Annotated in this window: 16 protein-coding genes; all 16 read right to left on the bottom strand. The window is 43.5% G+C overall.

The genetic code is table 11. From position 1 onward, the window contains the following. Positions 1 to 126: 126 nt before the first annotated feature. Positions 127 to 1,044 carry a UDP-3-O-acyl-N-acetylglucosamine deacetylase gene (gene lpxC, locus E0D70_RS04730; RefSeq protein WP_133011128.1) on the bottom strand — a complete coding sequence of 306 codons (918 nt, stop codon included), beginning with the start codon at positions 1,042 to 1,044 and terminating at the stop codon, positions 127 to 129. 107 nt (positions 1,045 to 1,151) lie between these two features. Further along, positions 1,152 to 2,396 (bottom strand): cell division protein FtsZ, encoded by a 1,245-nt coding sequence (gene ftsZ, locus E0D70_RS04725; RefSeq protein WP_133011127.1) that lies wholly within the window; start codon positions 2,394 to 2,396, stop codon positions 1,152 to 1,154. 39 nt (positions 2,397 to 2,435) lie between these two features. Beyond that, positions 2,436 to 3,707 (bottom strand): cell division protein FtsA, encoded by a 1,272-nt coding sequence (gene ftsA / locus E0D70_RS04720; protein WP_133011126.1) that lies wholly within the window; start codon positions 3,705 to 3,707, stop codon positions 2,436 to 2,438. A gap of 75 nt (positions 3,708 to 3,782) precedes the next feature. Beyond that, positions 3,783 to 4,463, bottom strand: coding sequence for a cell division protein FtsQ/DivIB (locus E0D70_RS04715; protein ID WP_133011125.1), 681 nt, complete (start codon positions 4,461 to 4,463; stop codon positions 3,783 to 3,785). A 3-nt stretch (positions 4,464 to 4,466) separates the two neighbouring features. Continuing rightward, complete coding sequence (locus E0D70_RS04710; protein WP_133011124.1) at positions 4,467 to 5,417, bottom strand: D-alanine--D-alanine ligase; 951 nt, start codon at positions 5,415 to 5,417, stop codon at positions 4,467 to 4,469. A 3-nt stretch (positions 5,418 to 5,420) separates the two neighbouring features. Further along, positions 5,421 to 6,842: a UDP-N-acetylmuramate--L-alanine ligase gene (murC, locus tag E0D70_RS04705; RefSeq protein ID WP_133011123.1), complete on the bottom strand. Its 1,422-nt coding sequence runs from the start codon at positions 6,840 to 6,842 to the stop codon at positions 5,421 to 5,423. Next, complete coding sequence (gene murG, locus E0D70_RS04700) at positions 6,839 to 7,909, bottom strand: undecaprenyldiphospho-muramoylpentapeptide beta-N-acetylglucosaminyltransferase (RefSeq protein WP_133011122.1); 1,071 nt, start codon at positions 7,907 to 7,909, stop codon at positions 6,839 to 6,841. The genes murC and murG overlap by 4 nt, the downstream gene beginning before the upstream one ends. Continuing rightward, positions 7,902 to 9,104 carry a putative lipid II flippase FtsW gene (gene ftsW, locus E0D70_RS04695; RefSeq protein ID WP_133011121.1) on the bottom strand — a complete coding sequence of 401 codons (1,203 nt, stop codon included), beginning with the start codon at positions 9,102 to 9,104 and terminating at the stop codon, positions 7,902 to 7,904. Before ftsW ends, murG begins: the two co-directional genes overlap by 8 nt. Further along, complete coding sequence (gene murD / locus E0D70_RS04690) at positions 9,101 to 10,450, bottom strand: UDP-N-acetylmuramoyl-L-alanine--D-glutamate ligase (RefSeq protein WP_133011120.1); 1,350 nt, start codon at positions 10,448 to 10,450, stop codon at positions 9,101 to 9,103. Before murD ends, ftsW begins: the two co-directional genes overlap by 4 nt. A gap of 9 nt (positions 10,451 to 10,459) precedes the next feature. Beyond that, positions 10,460 to 11,542 (bottom strand): phospho-N-acetylmuramoyl-pentapeptide-transferase, encoded by a 1,083-nt coding sequence (gene mraY / locus E0D70_RS04685; protein WP_133011119.1) that lies wholly within the window; start codon positions 11,540 to 11,542, stop codon positions 10,460 to 10,462. Between the two features lie 14 nt (positions 11,543 to 11,556). Beyond that, on the bottom strand, positions 11,557 to 12,903 hold the full coding sequence (locus E0D70_RS04680; protein WP_133011118.1) for a UDP-N-acetylmuramoyl-tripeptide--D-alanyl-D-alanine ligase: 1,347 nt from the start codon (positions 12,901 to 12,903) through the stop codon (positions 11,557 to 11,559). Next, a complete protein-coding gene (locus E0D70_RS04675) occupies positions 12,893 to 14,362 on the bottom strand; it encodes a UDP-N-acetylmuramoyl-L-alanyl-D-glutamate--2,6-diaminopimelate ligase (protein ID WP_133011117.1) in 1,470 nt (489 codons plus the stop codon). Before E0D70_RS04675 ends, E0D70_RS04680 begins: the two co-directional genes overlap by 11 nt. Position 14,363: 1 nt before the next feature. After that, on the bottom strand, positions 14,364 to 16,130 hold the full coding sequence (locus tag E0D70_RS04670; RefSeq protein ID WP_133011116.1) for a peptidoglycan D,D-transpeptidase FtsI family protein: 1,767 nt from the start codon (positions 16,128 to 16,130) through the stop codon (positions 14,364 to 14,366). Continuing rightward, positions 16,127 to 16,411 (bottom strand): cell division protein FtsL, encoded by a 285-nt coding sequence (gene ftsL, locus E0D70_RS04665; protein ID WP_240536985.1) that lies wholly within the window; start codon positions 16,409 to 16,411, stop codon positions 16,127 to 16,129. The genes E0D70_RS04670 and ftsL overlap by 4 nt, the downstream gene beginning before the upstream one ends. Continuing rightward, on the bottom strand, positions 16,404 to 17,342 hold the full coding sequence (gene rsmH / locus E0D70_RS04660) for a 16S rRNA (cytosine(1402)-N(4))-methyltransferase RsmH (protein WP_133011114.1): 939 nt from the start codon (positions 17,340 to 17,342) through the stop codon (positions 16,404 to 16,406). Before rsmH ends, ftsL begins: the two co-directional genes overlap by 8 nt. Beyond that, on the bottom strand, positions 17,339 to 17,794 hold the full coding sequence (mraZ, locus tag E0D70_RS04655) for a division/cell wall cluster transcriptional repressor MraZ (RefSeq protein WP_133011113.1): 456 nt from the start codon (positions 17,792 to 17,794) through the stop codon (positions 17,339 to 17,341). The genes rsmH and mraZ overlap by 4 nt, the downstream gene beginning before the upstream one ends. Between the last annotated feature and the right edge of the window lie 527 nt (positions 17,795 to 18,321).

Raw genomic sequence — 18,321 nt, 5'->3', positions numbered from 1 at the left:
AATTAGTAATGAATTAGAGTCTACCATGGTAATGTGGGACAAAACATGGAATATCAAGGAGCAAAACGCAAAAAAGCCAGACTAATTTGCCTGGCTTTTTTAAGTTTTCAGTATTTCGTACAATTATTAAGCGCCTACAAAAGCTGGCTCAATATACGAAATTGGGGTTTCTTGGGCCGCGTCTTCAAAGACAACATATTCCCATGCGTCTTGTTGCGCAAGCAATGTCAACAAAAGCTTATTATTTAAACCATGTCCAGATTTAAAGGCCTTATATTCCCCAATCAAACTATGACCAAGAAGATACAAGTCACCAATTGCATCTAGCACTTTATGACGAACAAGTTCATCTCTATAGCGTAACCCTTCCTCATTTAACACGCGAAAGTCGTCAAGCGCTATCGTATTATCCATGTTCGCGCCACGGGCCAAATTGTTGTTTTTGAAGTACTCAAGATCCTTCATAAAACCAAACGTTCTAGCACGGCTAATTTCTTTAACAAACGTAGTAGTCGAAAAATCAAACGATGTATGTTGAACATCTTCACCAATCGCAGGATGCTCAAAATCAATCGTAAAAGATAAGCGAAAGCCAGAATGGGGCTCTAAAGTTGCATACTTATCGCCATCTTCTACTCGAATCGCTTTCTTAATACGGATGAATTTTTTAGGCGCACTTTGCTCTTCCAATCCTGCAGATTGCAGAAGAAAAACAAATGGGCTAGCACTACCATCCATCAACGGAACTTCACTAGCGCTCACTTCAACATAAGCGTTATCAACGCCTAACCCTGCCATAGCAGAAAGCAAATGCTCTACGGTACTAACCTTCACATCTCCTTGACATAAAGTCGTAGCTGAGTTCGTTGAACCAACCGAGCGCGCATCACCATGAATCTCTACAACTGGATCCAAATCTGTGCGAACAAAAACAATCCCTGTATTTACAGGGGCCGGTTTTAATGTCAAATACACCTTCTCACCAGAGTGTAGACCTACACCGGTAGCTCGAATAATGTTTTTTAATGTGTGTTGACGTACCATTAGATTCCTACACTTTCATGACAAGATATATTTTCAATTAAGAATAATATCAATAACACAATTTTTATACAATTCAACGCTTTATAGTTGCATCTTTTTTACGCAAACTAATCAGCTTGCCGACGCAAGAAAGCGGGAATGTCCAAGTATGACAATTTATCGCCATTTACTGATGAAGAAGATTCATTTAAGTCTCCAGCATCAGATTCAGAACTTTTCTCAACGACTTCATCTCTCTTAGCTGAAGACGGAGTTAACATTGGCCTTGAAGCAGTTTTCTGCTGAGCCGGCACAACGCGCTCTTCTTCAACAACCTTCTCAACGTTAGCTTGAGTTGGCTGAGAAACAACGGACTCACCTACTGCCGTCTGCATCTCTGCAGAAGATCGTCCTTCTAACCCAGTTGCCACCACTGTAACTCGCATCTCATCTCCAACACTTGGATCGATAGCACAACCAATGACAACCGTTGCATCTTCCGATGCGTATTCTTCAATAATACCACCAACCTCTGTGAACTCAGACAATCCAACTTCTTCGTTGGCTGTAATATTCACTAGAACTCCACGAGCTCCCCTAAGGTTAATATCTTCCAATAATGGGTTATGTATTGCTGCTTCCGCCGCTACGCGCGCGCGGTCATCACCAGAAGCAGAACCTGTTCCCATCATCGCCATGCCCATTTCAGACATCACTGTTCTTACGTCTGCAAAGTCAACATTGATTAAGCCAGGGCGCATAATAAGATCGGTAATACCCTGTACTGCATTAAACAATACATTGTTCGCTTCACCAAACGCCTTCAACAACGTAATATTTTTTCCTAGTACGGGTAACAATCGCTCATTTGGCACAGTAATCAATGAATCGACATTTTCTCGCAATTCTTTAACACCCGCTTCAGCTACTTTAGCTCGGCGACGACCTTCAAAAGGAAACGGTTTAGTTACTACAGCAACCGTTAAAATACCTAATTCGCGAGCAACTTTAGCAATAACTGGAGCCGCACCTGTACCTGTACCACCACCCATACCAGCAGTGATAAATACCATATCGGCACCGGTTAGCAATTGTGTAATTTTTTCTTGATCTTCAAGAGCAGAATCGCGGCCAACCTCTGGGTTAGCACCAGCACCTAGCCCTTTTGTAATAGTAGAGCCAAGCTGTAAAGAAACACCTGTATCAAATCCTATCAATGCTTTTGAATCTGTGTTCGCACAGATAAATTCAACACCTTCCAACTGACTCTCAAGCATATGACGAACAGCGTTACCGCCACCGCCACCAACACCGATAACCTTAATAACAGCATTATCAGATAAATTCTCATCGGCTAAATCAAAGACGTTCATGGGCATATAGCTCCTTAATTAATTCGTTATCAATGCTGACTACATGTAGCTCTGAAACCAGTGTTTTAAATTGTGCCACACCTTCGTTGCACTGAAGGAAGACCCGGTTTCTTTTGTTGCCAACAATGATATATCTCGTTTACTTTGCGTCTTAGACATAACTTGCTTAGAAGGCTCTGCAACTTCAGCCTCTTTGCTTCCATAAGCCAATAATCCAACACTTGTTGAATATATCGGGTTATCGACAATGCCTGACATTCCTTTAGCACAATCTGGTACTGATAAGCGGACTGGCATATCAAATACCTTTTCTGCTAACTCGGCAGCACCCTCCATAAGAGACGTACCACCAGTAATTACAATACCTGCAGGGATTCGTTCAGCATAACCACTGCGTCTTAATTCATCTTGAATTAAACTGTAAATTTCTTCATATCTAGCCTCAACAACTTCCGCAAGAGCATGTCGAGAGATAGTTCGAGGCTGACGATCACCCACACTAGGTACCTGAATCGCTTGATCAACAACCGCTAGCGAAGACATAGCACAGGCATATTTAACTTTAATTTCTTCTGCATGCTGTGTCGGCGTACGCAACGCCATAGAAATATCGTTTGTCACCTGATCACCAGCGACTGGTACTACCGCAGTATGATGCAACGCACCATCCAACCAAACAGCAATATCCGACGTGCCCGCTCCAATATCAACCAAGCAAACACCTAATTCTTTTTCATCTTCACTCAGCGAAGACGCACTCGAGGCAAGCTGAGATAAAATCACACCATCCACACCAAGACCGCATCGCTTAATGCATTTTTCAACATTCATCACAGCGTTTGCCGCACCCGAAATCATATGAACATTCGCTTCTAAACGAACCCCCGACATGCCTAACGGGTCCTTGATCCCTTCTTGGGAATCTATATGATATTCTTGAGGAAGGATATGTAACACACGTTGATCAGAAGAAATTGGCACTGCTTGAGCTGCATCAATAACTCGATCAATATCCTCTTTTTGCACTTCCCCATTTTTGACCGCGACAATACCATGAGAGTTCAAACTACGAATATGACTTCCGGCAACACTCACATAAACAGAGTGAATATTACACCCAGCCATTAACTCAGCTTCTTCAACAGCACGCTGTATGGACTGAACGGTTGATTCAATATTTATAACAACACCGCGCTTCATTCCCTTGGAGCTGTGAGAGCCAATACCGACAATTTCCAAACTACCGTCTGCCAGAACTTCTCCTACCAAACAAATAACTTTTGATGTGCCTACATCTAGACCGACTATCATTTAACCTTCCCGGCATTTAAATACTGTTATAACTGCCCTCTATACTTGTTTAAAAAAGCAACAAACAGGCCAAGTTTATTTAATTTTTTTCCAAGCCACTGCAACCCCGTGAGGATAGCGCGCGTCTATGGAGCTAATTTGATCTATTCTACCCGATAAATCACTTTTATACACCGCTATAAAGCGCTGTAACCTCTCTAAAATATCCTCTCTACCCAATTTAACCATCACCCCATTACTGAAAGTGACAATCCAAGCACCACGCAACTCTAACTGCAATTTTTCAATGCGCAGCGAGGTTGAAGACAACACCTGACTAATAAGGCCAAACTGCCCTAACACCTGATCACTTGTGTCTTCAGGACCATAAAGCTTAGGTAGCGGCAAAATAGGCACCGGTTGCGGCGAAATAATGGCCGCTCCAGTGGATATTAGTTGCCTATCGTTCCAGTATGCTAGAGGCTTGTACTCACGAACAAGCACCTGCAACGTATTTGGCCAAACTTTACGCACCTCAACACTTTCCACCCATTGTGGTGACACTGCAATAGACTTTATTGACACTAATGACGTCGTCAATAAGCTTTGACCAATGAGAGACTGGTAATCCTTTTGAAGCTCAGCCCTAGAGGCAAATTTCAAATCACCTTTAATATTTATGCTTCGAATAGAAAACCAATTTTCAGGTGAATTATTCCCCTGAAAAGTAGCAACAAGAATTAATACTAATGCACCAATAAGGGCAGCAATCCTCATAATCTAATCACGCCCAAAATTATGCCAAGCACTTAACGCTACTTTTTCTACTAGCGAAGCATAGTCCAGACCGACATGATTGGCAGCCATAGGCACCAAACTGTGAGAAGTCATGCCAGGCGAGGTATTTACTTCTAACACCCAAAAGACACCAGCTTGATCTCGCATAACATCAACGCGACCCCAGCCCGAACAACCTAGCGACTGATAGGCCTCTAAAGCAAGAAACTGAAGTTCATTCTCATCATCTTCATCAAGCCCGCAAGGCAATAAATACTGAGTATCTTCCGCCAGATATTTTGCATCATAATCATATAATTCATGAGTCGGAGACGCTTTAAGACCAATAACAGGGTATACGACATCATCAATAATCGTAATGGTGTATTCAGGCCCATCGACAAACTCTTCAACTAAAATATCAGAGTCATATTCCAGCGCCTTGGACAGCGCAAACTCTAGTTCAGCACGATTATTGGCCTTATTAATCCCAATCGTTGACCCCTCTCGCGAGGGTTTTATAATCAACGGGTAGGACATTGACTCTTCAATTACTGAAGAATCAGGCTGACCTTCAAACGATAAATACGCCGGAGTCGCGATGTCAATACCTTTCCAAAAGCGCTTTGTCATCACCTTATCCATGGCAAACCCACAAGCAAGCGGTGAACTCCCTGTATAGGGCTTATCCATCATTTCGAGCAATGCTTGAATACGACCATCTTCACCTTCTCCACCATGGAGCGCGATAAAAGCCAGATCAAATTCAACTTCCTGCAATTGCCTTACAGGATCAGCACCTGACTCACCATACAAATCAACAGCAACAACTTGATACCCTTTGGATTCTAATCCTTTGACCACCAAAGGCCCGCTTTGTAGCGAGACATCTCTCTCTGCAGATCGTCCGCCGTAAATCACAGCAATAACCGATTTTTTCAAACTTGATGGCATGCGTTATATTCCACTGTTTGCTAAATTTTTCGAAATGACACCTATGTCGCCAGCACCTTGAGTAATCAGCAAATCATCTTTCTTTAAAATATTACTCAAAATGGAACGCAAGTCCGCCACACTACCAACGTGTATTGGATCCACAGTACCTCGTTGACGAATGCTGCCACACAAAGAACGGCTATCAGCGCCATTAATGGGGGTTTCTCCAGCAGAATAAACATCCAACAAAAGCAACACATCAACTTGGGACAACACTCGAACAAAATCTTCATACAAATCACGAGTTCTTGAAAAACGATGTGGCTGATAAATCATTACCAAACGCTTTTCAGGCCAACCAGCTCGAATCGCCTTTATCGTCGCCAACACTTCACTCGGATGATGACCATAATCGTCAACAAACATCACTTCGGAGCCATCAGGCAAAGCCAGCGGCGTTTGCTCTTGGAAGCGCCTACCGACCCCTTCAAACCCCATTAAACCTGCTTGAATAGCGGCCGCGTCAACACCCAAATCAGTGGCTACTGCAATCGTTGAAAGCGCATTAAGGACATTATGTCGGCCAGGCATTGGCAAGCGAATTTTTAATGGATCACCTTCAGGGCGATGAGCAAGAAACTCACAAAAACGTCCCGTTTGAACAATATCAGTCGCGTAAAAATCAGCTTCATTATCAATGCCATACGTCAGTACAGGGCGACTCAGCGAAGGCAATATCTCTCTAACATTTGCATCATCCACACACAAAACAGCCAAACCATAGAATGGTAAGTTATGAATAAACTCTATGAATGCACGCTTAACCTTTTCAAAATCACCTTGGTAAGTATCCATGTGATCTTCATCAATATTTGTGATGATCACAGTTTGCGGTTGTAAATGAAGAAAAGAGGCGTCACTTTCATCCGCTTCGGCAACTAAATACGAACTGCTTCCTAACTGAGCATTTGTACCAGCACTCGTTAAACGCCCACCGATAACAAATGTCGGCGCCTCACCGGTAGCCGCCAAGACAGATGCCATCAGACTTGTCGTCGTCGTTTTACCATGCGTTCCCGCAATGGCAATACCATGACGATAACGCATCAACTCTGCCAACATTTCCGCACGACGTACAATAGGAATTCGATTTTCTTTGCCCCAAATAATTTCCGGGTTCTCATCATTAATTGCCGTAGAAACAACAATAACGTGTGCGTCAAAAACATTTTCTGACTGATGGCCAAAATAAATTTTGATCCCTAGCTCGGATAAGCGATCCGTTGTTGCAGAGGACTTTAAATCAGAACCGGATACTGTGTAGCCTTGGTTGTGCAACACTTCAGCAATGCCACACATACCCACACCACCAATACCGATAAAATGAATATTTTGAATACGACGCATGGTCGGAATATCATATTGAAATTTATTAACTATCATTTTATTAACCTTAAACAATGTGCAACCACATCTTGCGTTGCATTAGGATGAGCAATTATCTTTGCCTGCTCACCCATCGTTTGTAATATAGATTCACTCTTAAGAAAATCCGTTAGTATTGATATAATTTTTTGACTTGTTAGCTGTGTCTGCGGCAGTAAATAAGCGGCTCCCACCTTTTCAAGGTGTCGAGCATTAGCCGTCTGATGATCATCAATTGCATGAGGCAGAGGCACCAAAATGGAAGGTAAACCTGCTATTGCTAATTCACTTACTGTCATGGCACCGGCTCGGCAAAGAACAACATCTGCCCAATAATATGCCTGATCCATATTTTCTAAATACGGTTCCACTCTAGCCTTAACGCCAATTTCTTTATATAAAGCAGTCACTGCATCAAAATTTCGTTTGCCCGTTTGATGCCAAACATCCAAACGCGACGACTCACTCCATTGATCCAAAACCAATGGCACCGTTTCATTGATAACTTTAGCGCCTAAACTCCCACCAACAACTAACAGTTTTAACGGCCTATTCTGACCATTTCTCACAGGCCGAACCGTCTGCGACAAAATATCTTTTCGTATTGGATTTCCTACCGTAATGGCATTCGCTAAAGCGCCATCAAAAGCCTGCAACCTAATATTAGCGACTCTTGCTAATATTCGATTAGTCGTACCTGCTATCGCGTTTTGCTCATGGATAACCAAGGGAATGCCAAGCAATTTTGCAGCAATCGCCCCTGGCCCAGCCACAAACCCACCCATTCCTAAAACAACAGACGGCTTTGTTTTTTGCAAGAAAGCGACAGCTTGACCAATAGCGTGCAAAATTCTAAAAGGAGCCGACAAAAGCCCAAAAAGACCTTTCCCCCTGACACCTTTAATAGATAACGTATGAATCGCAATATCATGCTGTGGAACAAGCAACTCCTCCATTCCACCTTTCGAACCCAACCAGAAAACATTCATACCTTTTTCTTTAAATTGCTGGGCACAAGCCAACGCAGGATAAATATGCCCTCCGGTTCCGCCTGCCATGATCACTACGCGTCCAATATCATCCATCTTCTTTCTCTGTCGTTGTTATCGGCGCCTTTTGACCCGCCGCCATTTTCGCTTCGGCACGTCTATTTTCAATATCCACTCGTGCAATAACAAATAAACTGCCCAAGGTAATAATCAAGCTACTACCACCATAACTAATAAGAGGCAGCGTTAAACCTTTAGTAGGAAGAAAGCCGGTATTCACACCAATATTGATAATAACCTGAGCCAAAATCAGAATAGAAAAACCAAAGCACATATAACCTGAAAATGGCCGTGATAAATCCATGGCTTTATGACCAATCTTAAATGCACGACTCACCATAATGCCAAACAACGCAATCAAGAAAAGACCACCAATCAATCCCGTTTCTTCCACCCAAACAGAAAAAACAAAGTCAGTATGTGCCTCAGGCAAATAAGAAAGCTTTTGTATACTATTCCCTAACCCTAAACCAAACCACTCGCCACGCCCATAAGCAATGAGCGCCTGACTCAGCTGATACCCCTCATTGAAAGGATCCGCCCAAGGGTCAATAAAGTTCATCAAGCGTTTCATACGATAACTTTCAGAAACAGCCACTACGCCCAACATACAAATAGCGGCAACCAGCAATAGCAAGAACTGATACAGCGGAGCACCACCCAAGAACAGCAAAGCCATTACCGTACCAAGCAAAACAACTGACGCCCCAAAATCTGGCTCAAACAACAAAAACAAAAGAAAAATACTACAAAGACAAAGCGGCAGAAAAAAGCCAACCCAGCCCTTTCGAACGCGGTCAGCACGTCGCACTAAATACCCAGAAACATAGACCACCATGCACACTTTGGCCACTTCAGAAGCCTGCAAGTTAAACACTACAAGATTGATCCATCGACGACTGCCATTAACGCTTTTCCCAATACCAGGAACAAGCACCATAACAAGTAGCAAAAATGATAAGCCCATCAGCAGGATACCCCACTTTTGCAACCTCTCCGTTGGCAAGGAAACCATCACCCAACCAAAAATCAATCCAATAACCAGGTATAGAATCTGCCTACCCATAAAAAAATAGGGATGACCATGAAGGTTTACAGAAATTGAAATAGAAGCACTGGATACCATCACAATGCCCAATGCCAAAATAGAGACAACAGAAACAATAAAAATGGAGTCGACCTGACTAAATTCACGCCATGTCACACGATCAAAAAAATTCGACCAAATCATAAAGCAGAAACCAAATCGATAAAATGCTGCCCGCGCTGCTCATAGTTCTTGTACATATCTAAGCTGGCACAAGCCGGCGAAAAGAGCACAACATCACCAGATTGAACCTTGCTTGATAAAGCAGCAACGATGTCATCTAAAGTCGTAAAAAATGCAACGTTAGCCGAAGCTGGCAAGGCCTTGGCAATCAAATTTGCATCTTTACCGAACAAGTAGGTTTGTTTGACTAAATCGGAAATAGGTTTAGCCAAAGGCGCAAAATCTGCCCCTTTTCCTTCACCGCCAGCAATCAAATGTATATTTTTCTGAGACGCATTACCCAAACCTTCTAATGCCGCTAAGGTCGCCCCTACATTCGTGCCTTTTGAATCATTTATGTAGACAACACCCTTGTGCGTTCGCACTGTTTCACAGCGATGAGGTAACCCCCCAAACTCACCTAAAACTTGAGCCACACCAGCAGATCGAACATCTTGTCCTAACAGCTCAAGCATCGCCAACGACGCCAAGACATTGGCATAATTATGCGAGCCTTGCAGCGCAATATTTGAAGTGTGGTAAAGCCGCTCAACACCTCTACAAAGCCAAGCACCATCATCGTCCGGCAGCATGCCATATTCTTTTAGGTCAGGACTTTTTGTGGTGAACGTTCGCACCGGAACACCTTCTGCAAGCAAAGGCGCGGTTAATATGTCTTGTTTATTGCACACCGCCGCCTTACAGCCTCGATACACTTTTTGCTTGACCCTTTGGTACTCATAAAGATCGTTATAGCGATCCATATGATCTTCAGAAACATTTAGTAAACATGCCAAATCTGCCTTTAGTGCATGCGTCGTTTCCAATTGAAAACTAGATAACTCAAGCACATAAAAATCAACTCCTGCACTGAGTAAATCCAACGCGGGCAACCCAAGGTTCCCGCCCGCAACAGCACGATTACCACACGCCTCTAGAAGCTTAGCAACCAAAGTGGTGACAGTGCTTTTGGCATTAGATCCAGTAATCGCAACAAAAGGCGCATTGACATAATCACAAAAAAGATCAATATCCCCACGCATCGCCACGCCTTTTTCAGCAAGCGCCTGTAATACTGGGGTTTTTAGCGGAATACCCGGACTAACATAAAGCTCATTGACACCTAAGCGCTCTAGCACGGTTAAATCACCGGTAAAAATACGATCAGCAGGGCAAAGCGCCTTGGCTTGCTCTAACCCTGGAGGATTGTCGCGGGAATCCACAACAAAAAAATCAACATTCTGACTTGCCAAAAAGCGCACACAAGAGAGACCTGTCGCCCCCAAGCCAACGACGGCTCTTATCCGATCTGACCCGATCAACGACATAAAACGCTCCTAACGCACTTTTAAAGTGGCAAAACCAACCAAAACAAGACAAACAGTAATAATCCAAAAACGCACAATAACCTTTGGTTCAGCCCAGCCTTTTAATTCAAAGTGATGGTGAATCGGCGCCATTCTAAAAATCCGCCGCTTGGTTAATTTATACGAAGCCACCTGCAATATAACGGACACGGTTTCCATTACAAAAACGCCCCCCATGATAAACAACACCAACTCTTGGCGCACAATCACTGCAATCGTACCCAATGCCGCCCCCATTGCTAAAGAGCCAACATCGCCCATGAATATTTGCGCAGGATAAGTGTTAAACCATAAGAAACCTAAGCCCGCACCAATCAGCGCAGAGCAAAACACCAGTAACTCACCAGAGCCATGAACATAAGGAATCAACAAATAATCCGCGAAACGCACATTGCCTGTCAGGTAAGCAAAAACACCCAGCGCACCACCGACAAGAACCGTCGGCACGATAGCCAAGCCATCGAGACCATCGGTTAGGTTAACTGCATTACTGGTACCTACGATGACAAAATACGTCAACACAACAAAAAAGATACCTAGCGGCAAGGCCAAGTTTTTAAACAAAGGTATCAACAAAGCGGTTTCAGCAGGTGTGGTCGCGGTAAAATACAAAAAGAACGCCGCCGCCAAACCAAACACACTTTGCCATAAGTATTTCCACTTCGCAGGTAACCCTTTTGAATTCTTTGCCACTACCTTGCGATAATCATCAACCCAACCAATTACACCAAAAGCCCACATCACTAACAGCACGAGCCAAACATACTTATTACTCAAATCCCCCCATAATAACGTACTGATGGAAATCGAAAATATAATCAACGCTCCACCCATGGTTGGGGTGCCCGCTTTACTCAAGTGCGATTGAGGCCCATCGCTGCGAATAGCCTGCCCGATTTGCAAACGCTGCAACAGTAAAATGACTCGATTACCGATAAGTAGAGAAATCGAAAGCGCAGTAAGCACGCCTAAAATAGCTCGCAATGAAAGGTAATTAAAGACCGTAAAAAAAGTGTGGTGCTCGCTCAAATAAGTCGTAAGCAGGAGTAACATGAATTAATAGCATCCTAATTTTTTAAAATATCGACGACATTCTCCATTTTAGAAGAGCGTGATCCCTTCACTAAAATGGCATGTGTTTTATCAAGCGCCTGAACAACAGACGCCGCTTCATTGTGTGTTTGGCAAAAAATCGCCTCTCCGCCATGGGCGCGAAACGCTTGGGCTGCCACCCCAGCCACTGGACCTACGCTAATCAAACAGGAAATCCCTTTTTGTTGAGCGTATTCTCCAAGTGCTTTATGTATCTCATTTTCCTGCTCACCCAACTCACCCAGCGCACCAAGAATAAGCCACGTTTTATCGACTTTTTGCATGGCTAATACATCAATTGCCGCTTCAACAGAGGTAGGACTTGCATTGTAACAATCATTGATTAATAGAGCCTTATTTTTTGTCTCTAAGCGCTCCATTCTGCCAGGCACTTGAACGGGGTGCGCCAATTTAACAATCGCATCTTCCAGACTCACACCTAACGCCAGCAAAGCCAACACGACAGCCATGCCATTCGAAACTAAATGCCGCCCTGCGCCAGAGATATAAACCGGCACACTCCGCCCTTGATAAGTAAAAACAGCTCGACTCGATTCTGCTCCTAATACTAAATCATGAGCGTACAAATCTGCCAACTTAGTAAAACCAAAAGAACAGACCTTCCGAGCACCAGAGAGTGTTTTCCAATAATCAAAATAGGCATCGTCAGCGTTTAGAATAATGGTCGCGGTCGCTTTAGCTGCAGATATCAGCTCACCTTTTTCAACCGCAATGCCTTCCAAACTCCCAAACCCTTCAAAATGACTGCCACTCGCATTGGTTAAAATGACAACATCTGCATAAAGTGTTCTCGCTAACTTTTTAATTTCCCCGGGATAACTGGTTCCAGCTTCAATGACTGCCACATCCTGCTCATCGGTCATTTCAAGTAACGTTTGTGGAACACCAATTTGATTGTTTAGATTAGCGCGTGTTTTTAACACATTTTTTTCCGCAAGGGATTGAGCTAACCAGTCTTTTACGGTTGTTTTACCGTTACTACCCGTAATAGCGACAACTGGGCCCGTGAAAGCATCTCGAACAGCACGGCCAATTTTTCCATACGCCTCAACAGTATCTGCCACCTTAATATAAGTGGACACATCTAAATCGCTCTCAGACAAAACACCTACAGCACCTTGCTCTAAGGCCAATGACGCATAATCATGCCCATCAAACCGCTCACCTTTGATAGCAACAAACAAACAACCCATTTGTATTTTTCGAGTATCGGTCACAACATCGGTAATGATCTGATCACACCCAATAAGAACCCCATCGCATAGAGCGGCAATTTGAGACAAAGAAAGCTTAATCAACATAATTATTTAGCGCCTTCATCGCCTCTTCTTTATCATCAAAATGGTGTTTCACACCATTCACATCCTGATAGGTTTCATGCCCTTTGCCTGCGATCAAAATAATATCACTTGGCGACGCCGTAGAAATTGCATCCGCTATCGCTTTGGCACGATCAACTTCAATATTAAATTTTTCAGCACCAGAAACACCATCTACGGCATCATTAATAATTTGCGTAGGTGATTCCGTACGAGGATTATCTGACGTCAACCAAATATCATCCGCATACTCTAAAGCTGCCTGTAACATAAGAGGACGTTTGCCTTTGTCTCTATCGCCACCACAACCAAAAATACAAATTAATCGCCCTTTCGAATGCTCTCTCAAAGCTTCTAAAGCCACTTTCAATGCGTCTGGTGTATGAGCATAATCCACCACAACAGAAGGCCCTTTATTAGACAGAACTCGTTCCATCCGGCCTGGCGCACCTTTTAATGATGCTAATGTCGATATCAATAATGGTTTATCGGCACTGTTTGACCAAAGACTGGCCAGTGCGGCAAGCGCGTTTTGAATATTAAACCGACCGAGCAAAGGCAGAAAAACAGCGCTCTCACCCTCTGGATGACACAAAACAAACTCACATCCGCTAGGTAATAATCGTAAAGACGTCACATAAAAGTCGGCAAGTGGATTATTTTCACTGTAATAATATCGTTTACAATCAGACGACAAACCTTGCGCCATAAAGGCAGCATAAGCATCATCCAAACAAAAAACACCACAAACCACACTGGGTGAAGAGAATAAACGCCGCTTAGCTTCTGCGTAAGCTTCCATGGTGCCATGGTAATCCAAATGATCACGAGACAAATTGGAAAACACAGCGGTTTCAAACGGCACACCAAATAAACGCCCTTGATCTAAGGCGTGTGAAGACGCTTCAAACGCAACAAAATCAACCGACTGCGTCGCCATTTGTAGAAGTAGCTTATGCAATGACAATAAATCTGGCGTCGTTTGACTGGCTTCTCGCAGATCACCAATAGGGCCCACACCAAAGGTACCAATTAGACCGCTTGAGTGACCTAGCGCTTCAGCCATTTGAGCCAAGTAATAACAAATAGAAGATTTACCATTAGTCCCTGTGACAGCAACCAACGAAGATGGAGGACGACCAAAAAAAGAATACAAACAGGCTACAAGGAAAGCCGCTGGATCCTCCACATGAATCAGCAACAAGGATGTGTGTGTTAGCCCTAAGCTTTTGGGCACGACAGCGACCAAACCACCGAGCTCAGCCACTTTATCAAGGTAAAGCCAGCCATCACTCGTTACACCAGGCAAAGCAAAAAAAACACCTTCAGCGTTCATTTTACGACTGTCTGTTTCTAAATGTGTGTACGCTCTTTCGGCAATAACCCCATCTGCCGTAAGCCCGACCAAATTAAGAAGCTGAGCATGCGTTAGATTGGCCATTTTAATTCCCTAGCGCCACTCGATATGGAGCCTTCTTACTTTCAAGACGAACTTCACGAAGACCATCAGGTAAATCTGGTGGAACATTCAAAGTAGTCAAAGCACTTTCCATCACTCGAGAAAATACTGGCGCCGCCACTTCGCCACCATAATATTTCCTACCTTTAGGATCATTAACAATAACAACCATCGCTAACCTTGGATTAGAAGCGGGAGCAAAACCAGCAAACATGGAGTTATACTGATCATATTCATAGCCTTTAGACCCAACCCTATGAACCGTTCCTGTTTTACCCGCCACGCTATAACCAGGCACTTGAGCTAACTTACCTGAGCCACGCTGAACAACCGCCTCCATCATTTTAGTAACATTTTTCGCAACACTACGCGGAATAATTTGCTTGCCTACAGGACGCGAGTCTTGCTTGAAAATAGTCACTGGAACACGAGAACCATTATTCGCCAACGTCATGTAAGCTTGCGCTAATTGCAGTGCGGAAACAGACAAGCCATAACCATAAGACAGTGTAGCAACTTCAGAAGGGTGCCATTTTGGATGAGATGGTAAATTCCCCGTTGCTTCACCTGGAAAACCAATCCCTACAGGAGAGCCAAAACCCAACTCATAATCTATATTCCAAATTGCATCCTGCGGAAGCGAAAAGGCCACTTTAGTCGCCCCAACGTTACTGGATTTAACTAATAAGGTTTCTAAATTGATTTTTCCATAATTGCCTTCATCACGAATCGTAAAACGACCAATACGCAAATAGCCCGGCGCAGTATTAATAATAGATTCCGTATTATACTGCCCTGACATTAGCGCAGCAGACACAGTGAAAGGCTTCATCGTGGAACCAGGCTCAAAGAGATCGATAACGGCTCGATTTCGTAGTTCATCGTATTCCATCGTAGATCGATCATTCGGATTGTAAGATGGCTGATTAACCATCGCTAGAATCTCACCGGTTTTTACATCTAAAATCACAGCGGATGCGGATGTGGCATGGTGTTCAGTTACGGCCGCTTTAAGCTCTCTATAAGCTAAATACTGTAAGCGTAAATCAATACTAAGCTCAATATTCTGACCAGGACGCTCTTGCTTATCTTCTCCTATAGAACGAAGAACATTGCCATTTAGATCCTTTAAGAAAGTTCGCTTACCTGGCGTACCGTGCAATGCTTTATCGTACGCCAGCTCAATACCTTCCTGCCCTTTATCATCGATATTGGTAAAACCAACCACTTGAGCTGCCACTTCACCAGCTGGATAAAAGCGTTTATATTCTTTTGTTTTGCTGACGCCCACAATATGAGCCGCCATGATTCTATCCGCATCATCAGGGGCAACTTGTCTCTTCAGGTACATATAAGAGCGAGACTTATTGCTTTTAAACTTATCTTCCAGCCACGCAGCACCAACACCCATAGCAACTGCAAGACGTTTTATTTCCTGACCTGGAGTGCGCCCTTGCTGTGGATCTTGATCCATATTCCAAAGCGCTTTAGGATTGGCAATCAAAGTCCATGTCGGCGTACTTACCGCCAAAGGCTCACCACGGCGATCTAAAATCATGCCTCTCGTCGCAGGAATTGACTCACTTCTGACCGCCCTCATCTCACCTTGATTCTGCAAAAACTCTTTATCAAGTACAGTAAGATAAAAAAGACGACCGCCAGCAACTAGAAATAACACTAGTGCAATAGCGTAGACAAATCTAAACCGCCACTTTCCTGGTCGATGATGTGTATCGTTTTTAATATTCATGGTTTAACTATTATCAATTCATCCTGAGAGGGGGAATGCATGTGCAATTTTTTAACGGCAGCCTGCTCTAAACGACTCGGTTGAGTCAGAGCACTTTGTTCTAATAACAGCTGCCCCCATTTAACCTCGTAATTCACCTCATCTTTTTTTAACGCCTGAAGATGAGAAAAATTTGTCCTAAAATCATAAACTTGTATAACAACCGCAATAGATACGATCGACAGAGCAACAACACCAAGGCAGAATGGCCATGGAGAAAAACGTTGCTTAATTTTAATCACTAATACGTTCCAATACGCGCAATACCGCGCTTCGAGATCGAACATTGCCACTCACTTCTTCTTCTGAAGGTTTTGTCGCTTTGCCTATTGTTTTGAATTTGATATCTAGATGCGCATTTCGAATAGGCAAATGTCGCGGTAACTCAGGACCTTTTGCCTTAAGCTTCATAAAGCGTTTCACCATGCGATCTTCTAGAGAATGGAAACTAATAACCACCAGACGACCACCCACTTTTAAGGATTCTGCCGCCGCCTCTAAGCCAATTTCCAAATCTCCCAATTCGTTATTAATAAAAATACGAATACCCTGGAATGCACGCGTAGCAGGATTTTTTCCTTTCTCCCACGCAGGATTGGCCTCAGCAACCACTTTGGAAAGCTGAAGAGTAGTCAGTATTTTTGTATGTGATCGATATTCACAAATTGCCTTGGCAATGCGACGAGAAAAGCGTTCTTCACCAAATTGATACATTACATCTGCGATTTCTTTTTCAGACGCAACAGCAATCCACTCGGCCGCACTCATCCCTTTATCAGGATTCATACGCATATCAAGCGGACCATCATTCATAAAACTGAAGCCTCGTTCTGCATCATCTATCTGTGGCGATGACACGCCAAGATCCATCATGATACCGTCGACCTTATCGACTCCGAACACGTCATTAATATGGGTCGCCATAGTCGCAAAACTGTCTTGGACAATGGAAAAGCGCGAATCTTCAGACTCAAGCGCCTTACCGAAACCAATTGCCACAGGGTCTTTGTCAAAACCCAGTAATTTTCCGTTATTCAATCGGTCTAGCACTAAGCGGGTATGACCACCGCGACCAAACGTTCCATCAACGTAAAGCCCATCAGCATTAGTAACCAACATATCCACTGACTCATTTAACATGACACTGATATGTTTTGAGGTCGCGTCTGTCATAAAGAGATATCCATCATAGTTTCTGGTTGCAATTCATCGAGTGATTCTTGAGACAAATAGTCATCGCGTTGCGATTCCCACTCATCCTGACTCCAAATTTCTAACTTCTTACCCTGCCCTAGCAAGGTAACTTTGCGATCCAATCTGGCAAATTCGCGCAGTGGAGCGGGCAATAAAATTCTGCCGGCTTTATCTACTTCCAAATCGGTAGCATGCCCCACTAAAAGACGCTGAAGGCGCCTAGCTTGAGGCTGAAAACTGGGTAGCTTGTCTAATTTTTCTTGGATCTGCTCCCACTCAATTAATGGGTATAGCAATAAGCATTTAGAGGCTGGATCGATTGTGACAACCACGCCGTCATCTTCGTATTGAGCGAGTTCATCACGTAGGCGTGCCGGAAGCGACATTCGCCCCTTTACATCCATACTGACTTGATGAATTCCTCGAAACAAAGCTAAACCCCACTTATCTACACTTTATCCCACAATTTAACACTATTTATTGAAAAGAGTAAAAAAAAACACTGTAAATAAGCAAAAATAGATGCAATGTTTCCGTAAAGAGGAATAACAGGTGGTTTTGAGCAGAAAAAGCGCAAAGAAAAGCGCACCATTTTTTAAATGGTGACTTAAAGAGGTAGAAAGGGATTATATTTTATAGAAGGGAAGAAAAAGCACGTTAACTGCTAATTCGAACTCTGTCGTGGACAGCCTAACAACCAATCTGTAACCCTTAGCGCCCACACCTCGACCAAAGTCGGTGTTCTTAAGACAAATTGATAACGCTTGTTTCGCTGTGTAGTAATGTCTAAGGAATTTAATTTGAGAATATTTATCGCCAATCGCGACAAGAGAATAAGACAAGGGGTATGTTCGGAGGCCAATCTTAATCTTACGAAGTAAGGAGAACATAACGTTCTGAGGAATAACAATGCGGGAGCGGTATGATAACCCTCTGAGAAATACAGGAGGGTGATCTA

Origin of the sequence: Marinomonas flavescens (genome assembly GCF_004352835.1) — a bacterium.
GTDB classification, from domain to species: domain Bacteria; phylum Pseudomonadota; class Gammaproteobacteria; order Pseudomonadales; family Marinomonadaceae; genus Marinomonas; species Marinomonas flavescens.
This window is presented reverse-complemented; position numbering and strand designations above follow the sequence as displayed.

Coding starts and splice junctions, on each gene's coding strand:
- lpxC (WP_133011128.1), bottom strand. CDS start 1,044: ATGGTACGTCAACACACATTAAAAAACATTATTCGAGCTACCGGTGTA.
- ftsZ (WP_133011127.1), bottom strand. CDS start 2,396: ATGAACGTCTTTGATTTAGCCGATGAGAATTTATCTGATAATGCTGTT.
- ftsA (WP_133011126.1), bottom strand. CDS start 3,707: ATGATAGTCGGTCTAGATGTAGGCACATCAAAAGTTATTTGTTTGGTA.
- E0D70_RS04715 (WP_133011125.1), bottom strand. CDS start 4,463: ATGAGGATTGCTGCCCTTATTGGTGCATTAGTATTAATTCTTGTTGCT.
- E0D70_RS04710 (WP_133011124.1), bottom strand. CDS start 5,417: ATGCCATCAAGTTTGAAAAAATCGGTTATTGCTGTGATTTACGGCGGA.
- murC (WP_133011123.1), bottom strand. CDS start 6,842: ATGATAGTTAATAAATTTCAATATGATATTCCGACCATGCGTCGTATT.
- murG (WP_133011122.1), bottom strand. CDS start 7,909: ATGGATGATATTGGACGCGTAGTGATCATGGCAGGCGGAACCGGAGGG.
- ftsW (WP_133011121.1), bottom strand. CDS start 9,104: ATGATTTGGTCGAATTTTTTTGATCGTGTGACATGGCGTGAATTTAGT.
- murD (WP_133011120.1), bottom strand. CDS start 10,450: ATGTCGTTGATCGGGTCAGATCGGATAAGAGCCGTCGTTGGCTTGGGG.
- mraY (WP_133011119.1), bottom strand. CDS start 11,542: ATGTTACTCCTGCTTACGACTTATTTGAGCGAGCACCACACTTTTTTT.
- E0D70_RS04680 (WP_133011118.1), bottom strand. CDS start 12,903: ATGTTGATTAAGCTTTCTTTGTCTCAAATTGCCGCTCTATGCGATGGG.
- E0D70_RS04675 (WP_133011117.1), bottom strand. CDS start 14,362: ATGGCCAATCTAACGCATGCTCAGCTTCTTAATTTGGTCGGGCTTACG.
- E0D70_RS04670 (WP_133011116.1), bottom strand. CDS start 16,130: ATGAATATTAAAAACGATACACATCATCGACCAGGAAAGTGGCGGTTT.
- rsmH (WP_133011114.1), bottom strand. CDS start 17,342: ATGACAGACGCGACCTCAAAACATATCAGTGTCATGTTAAATGAGTCA.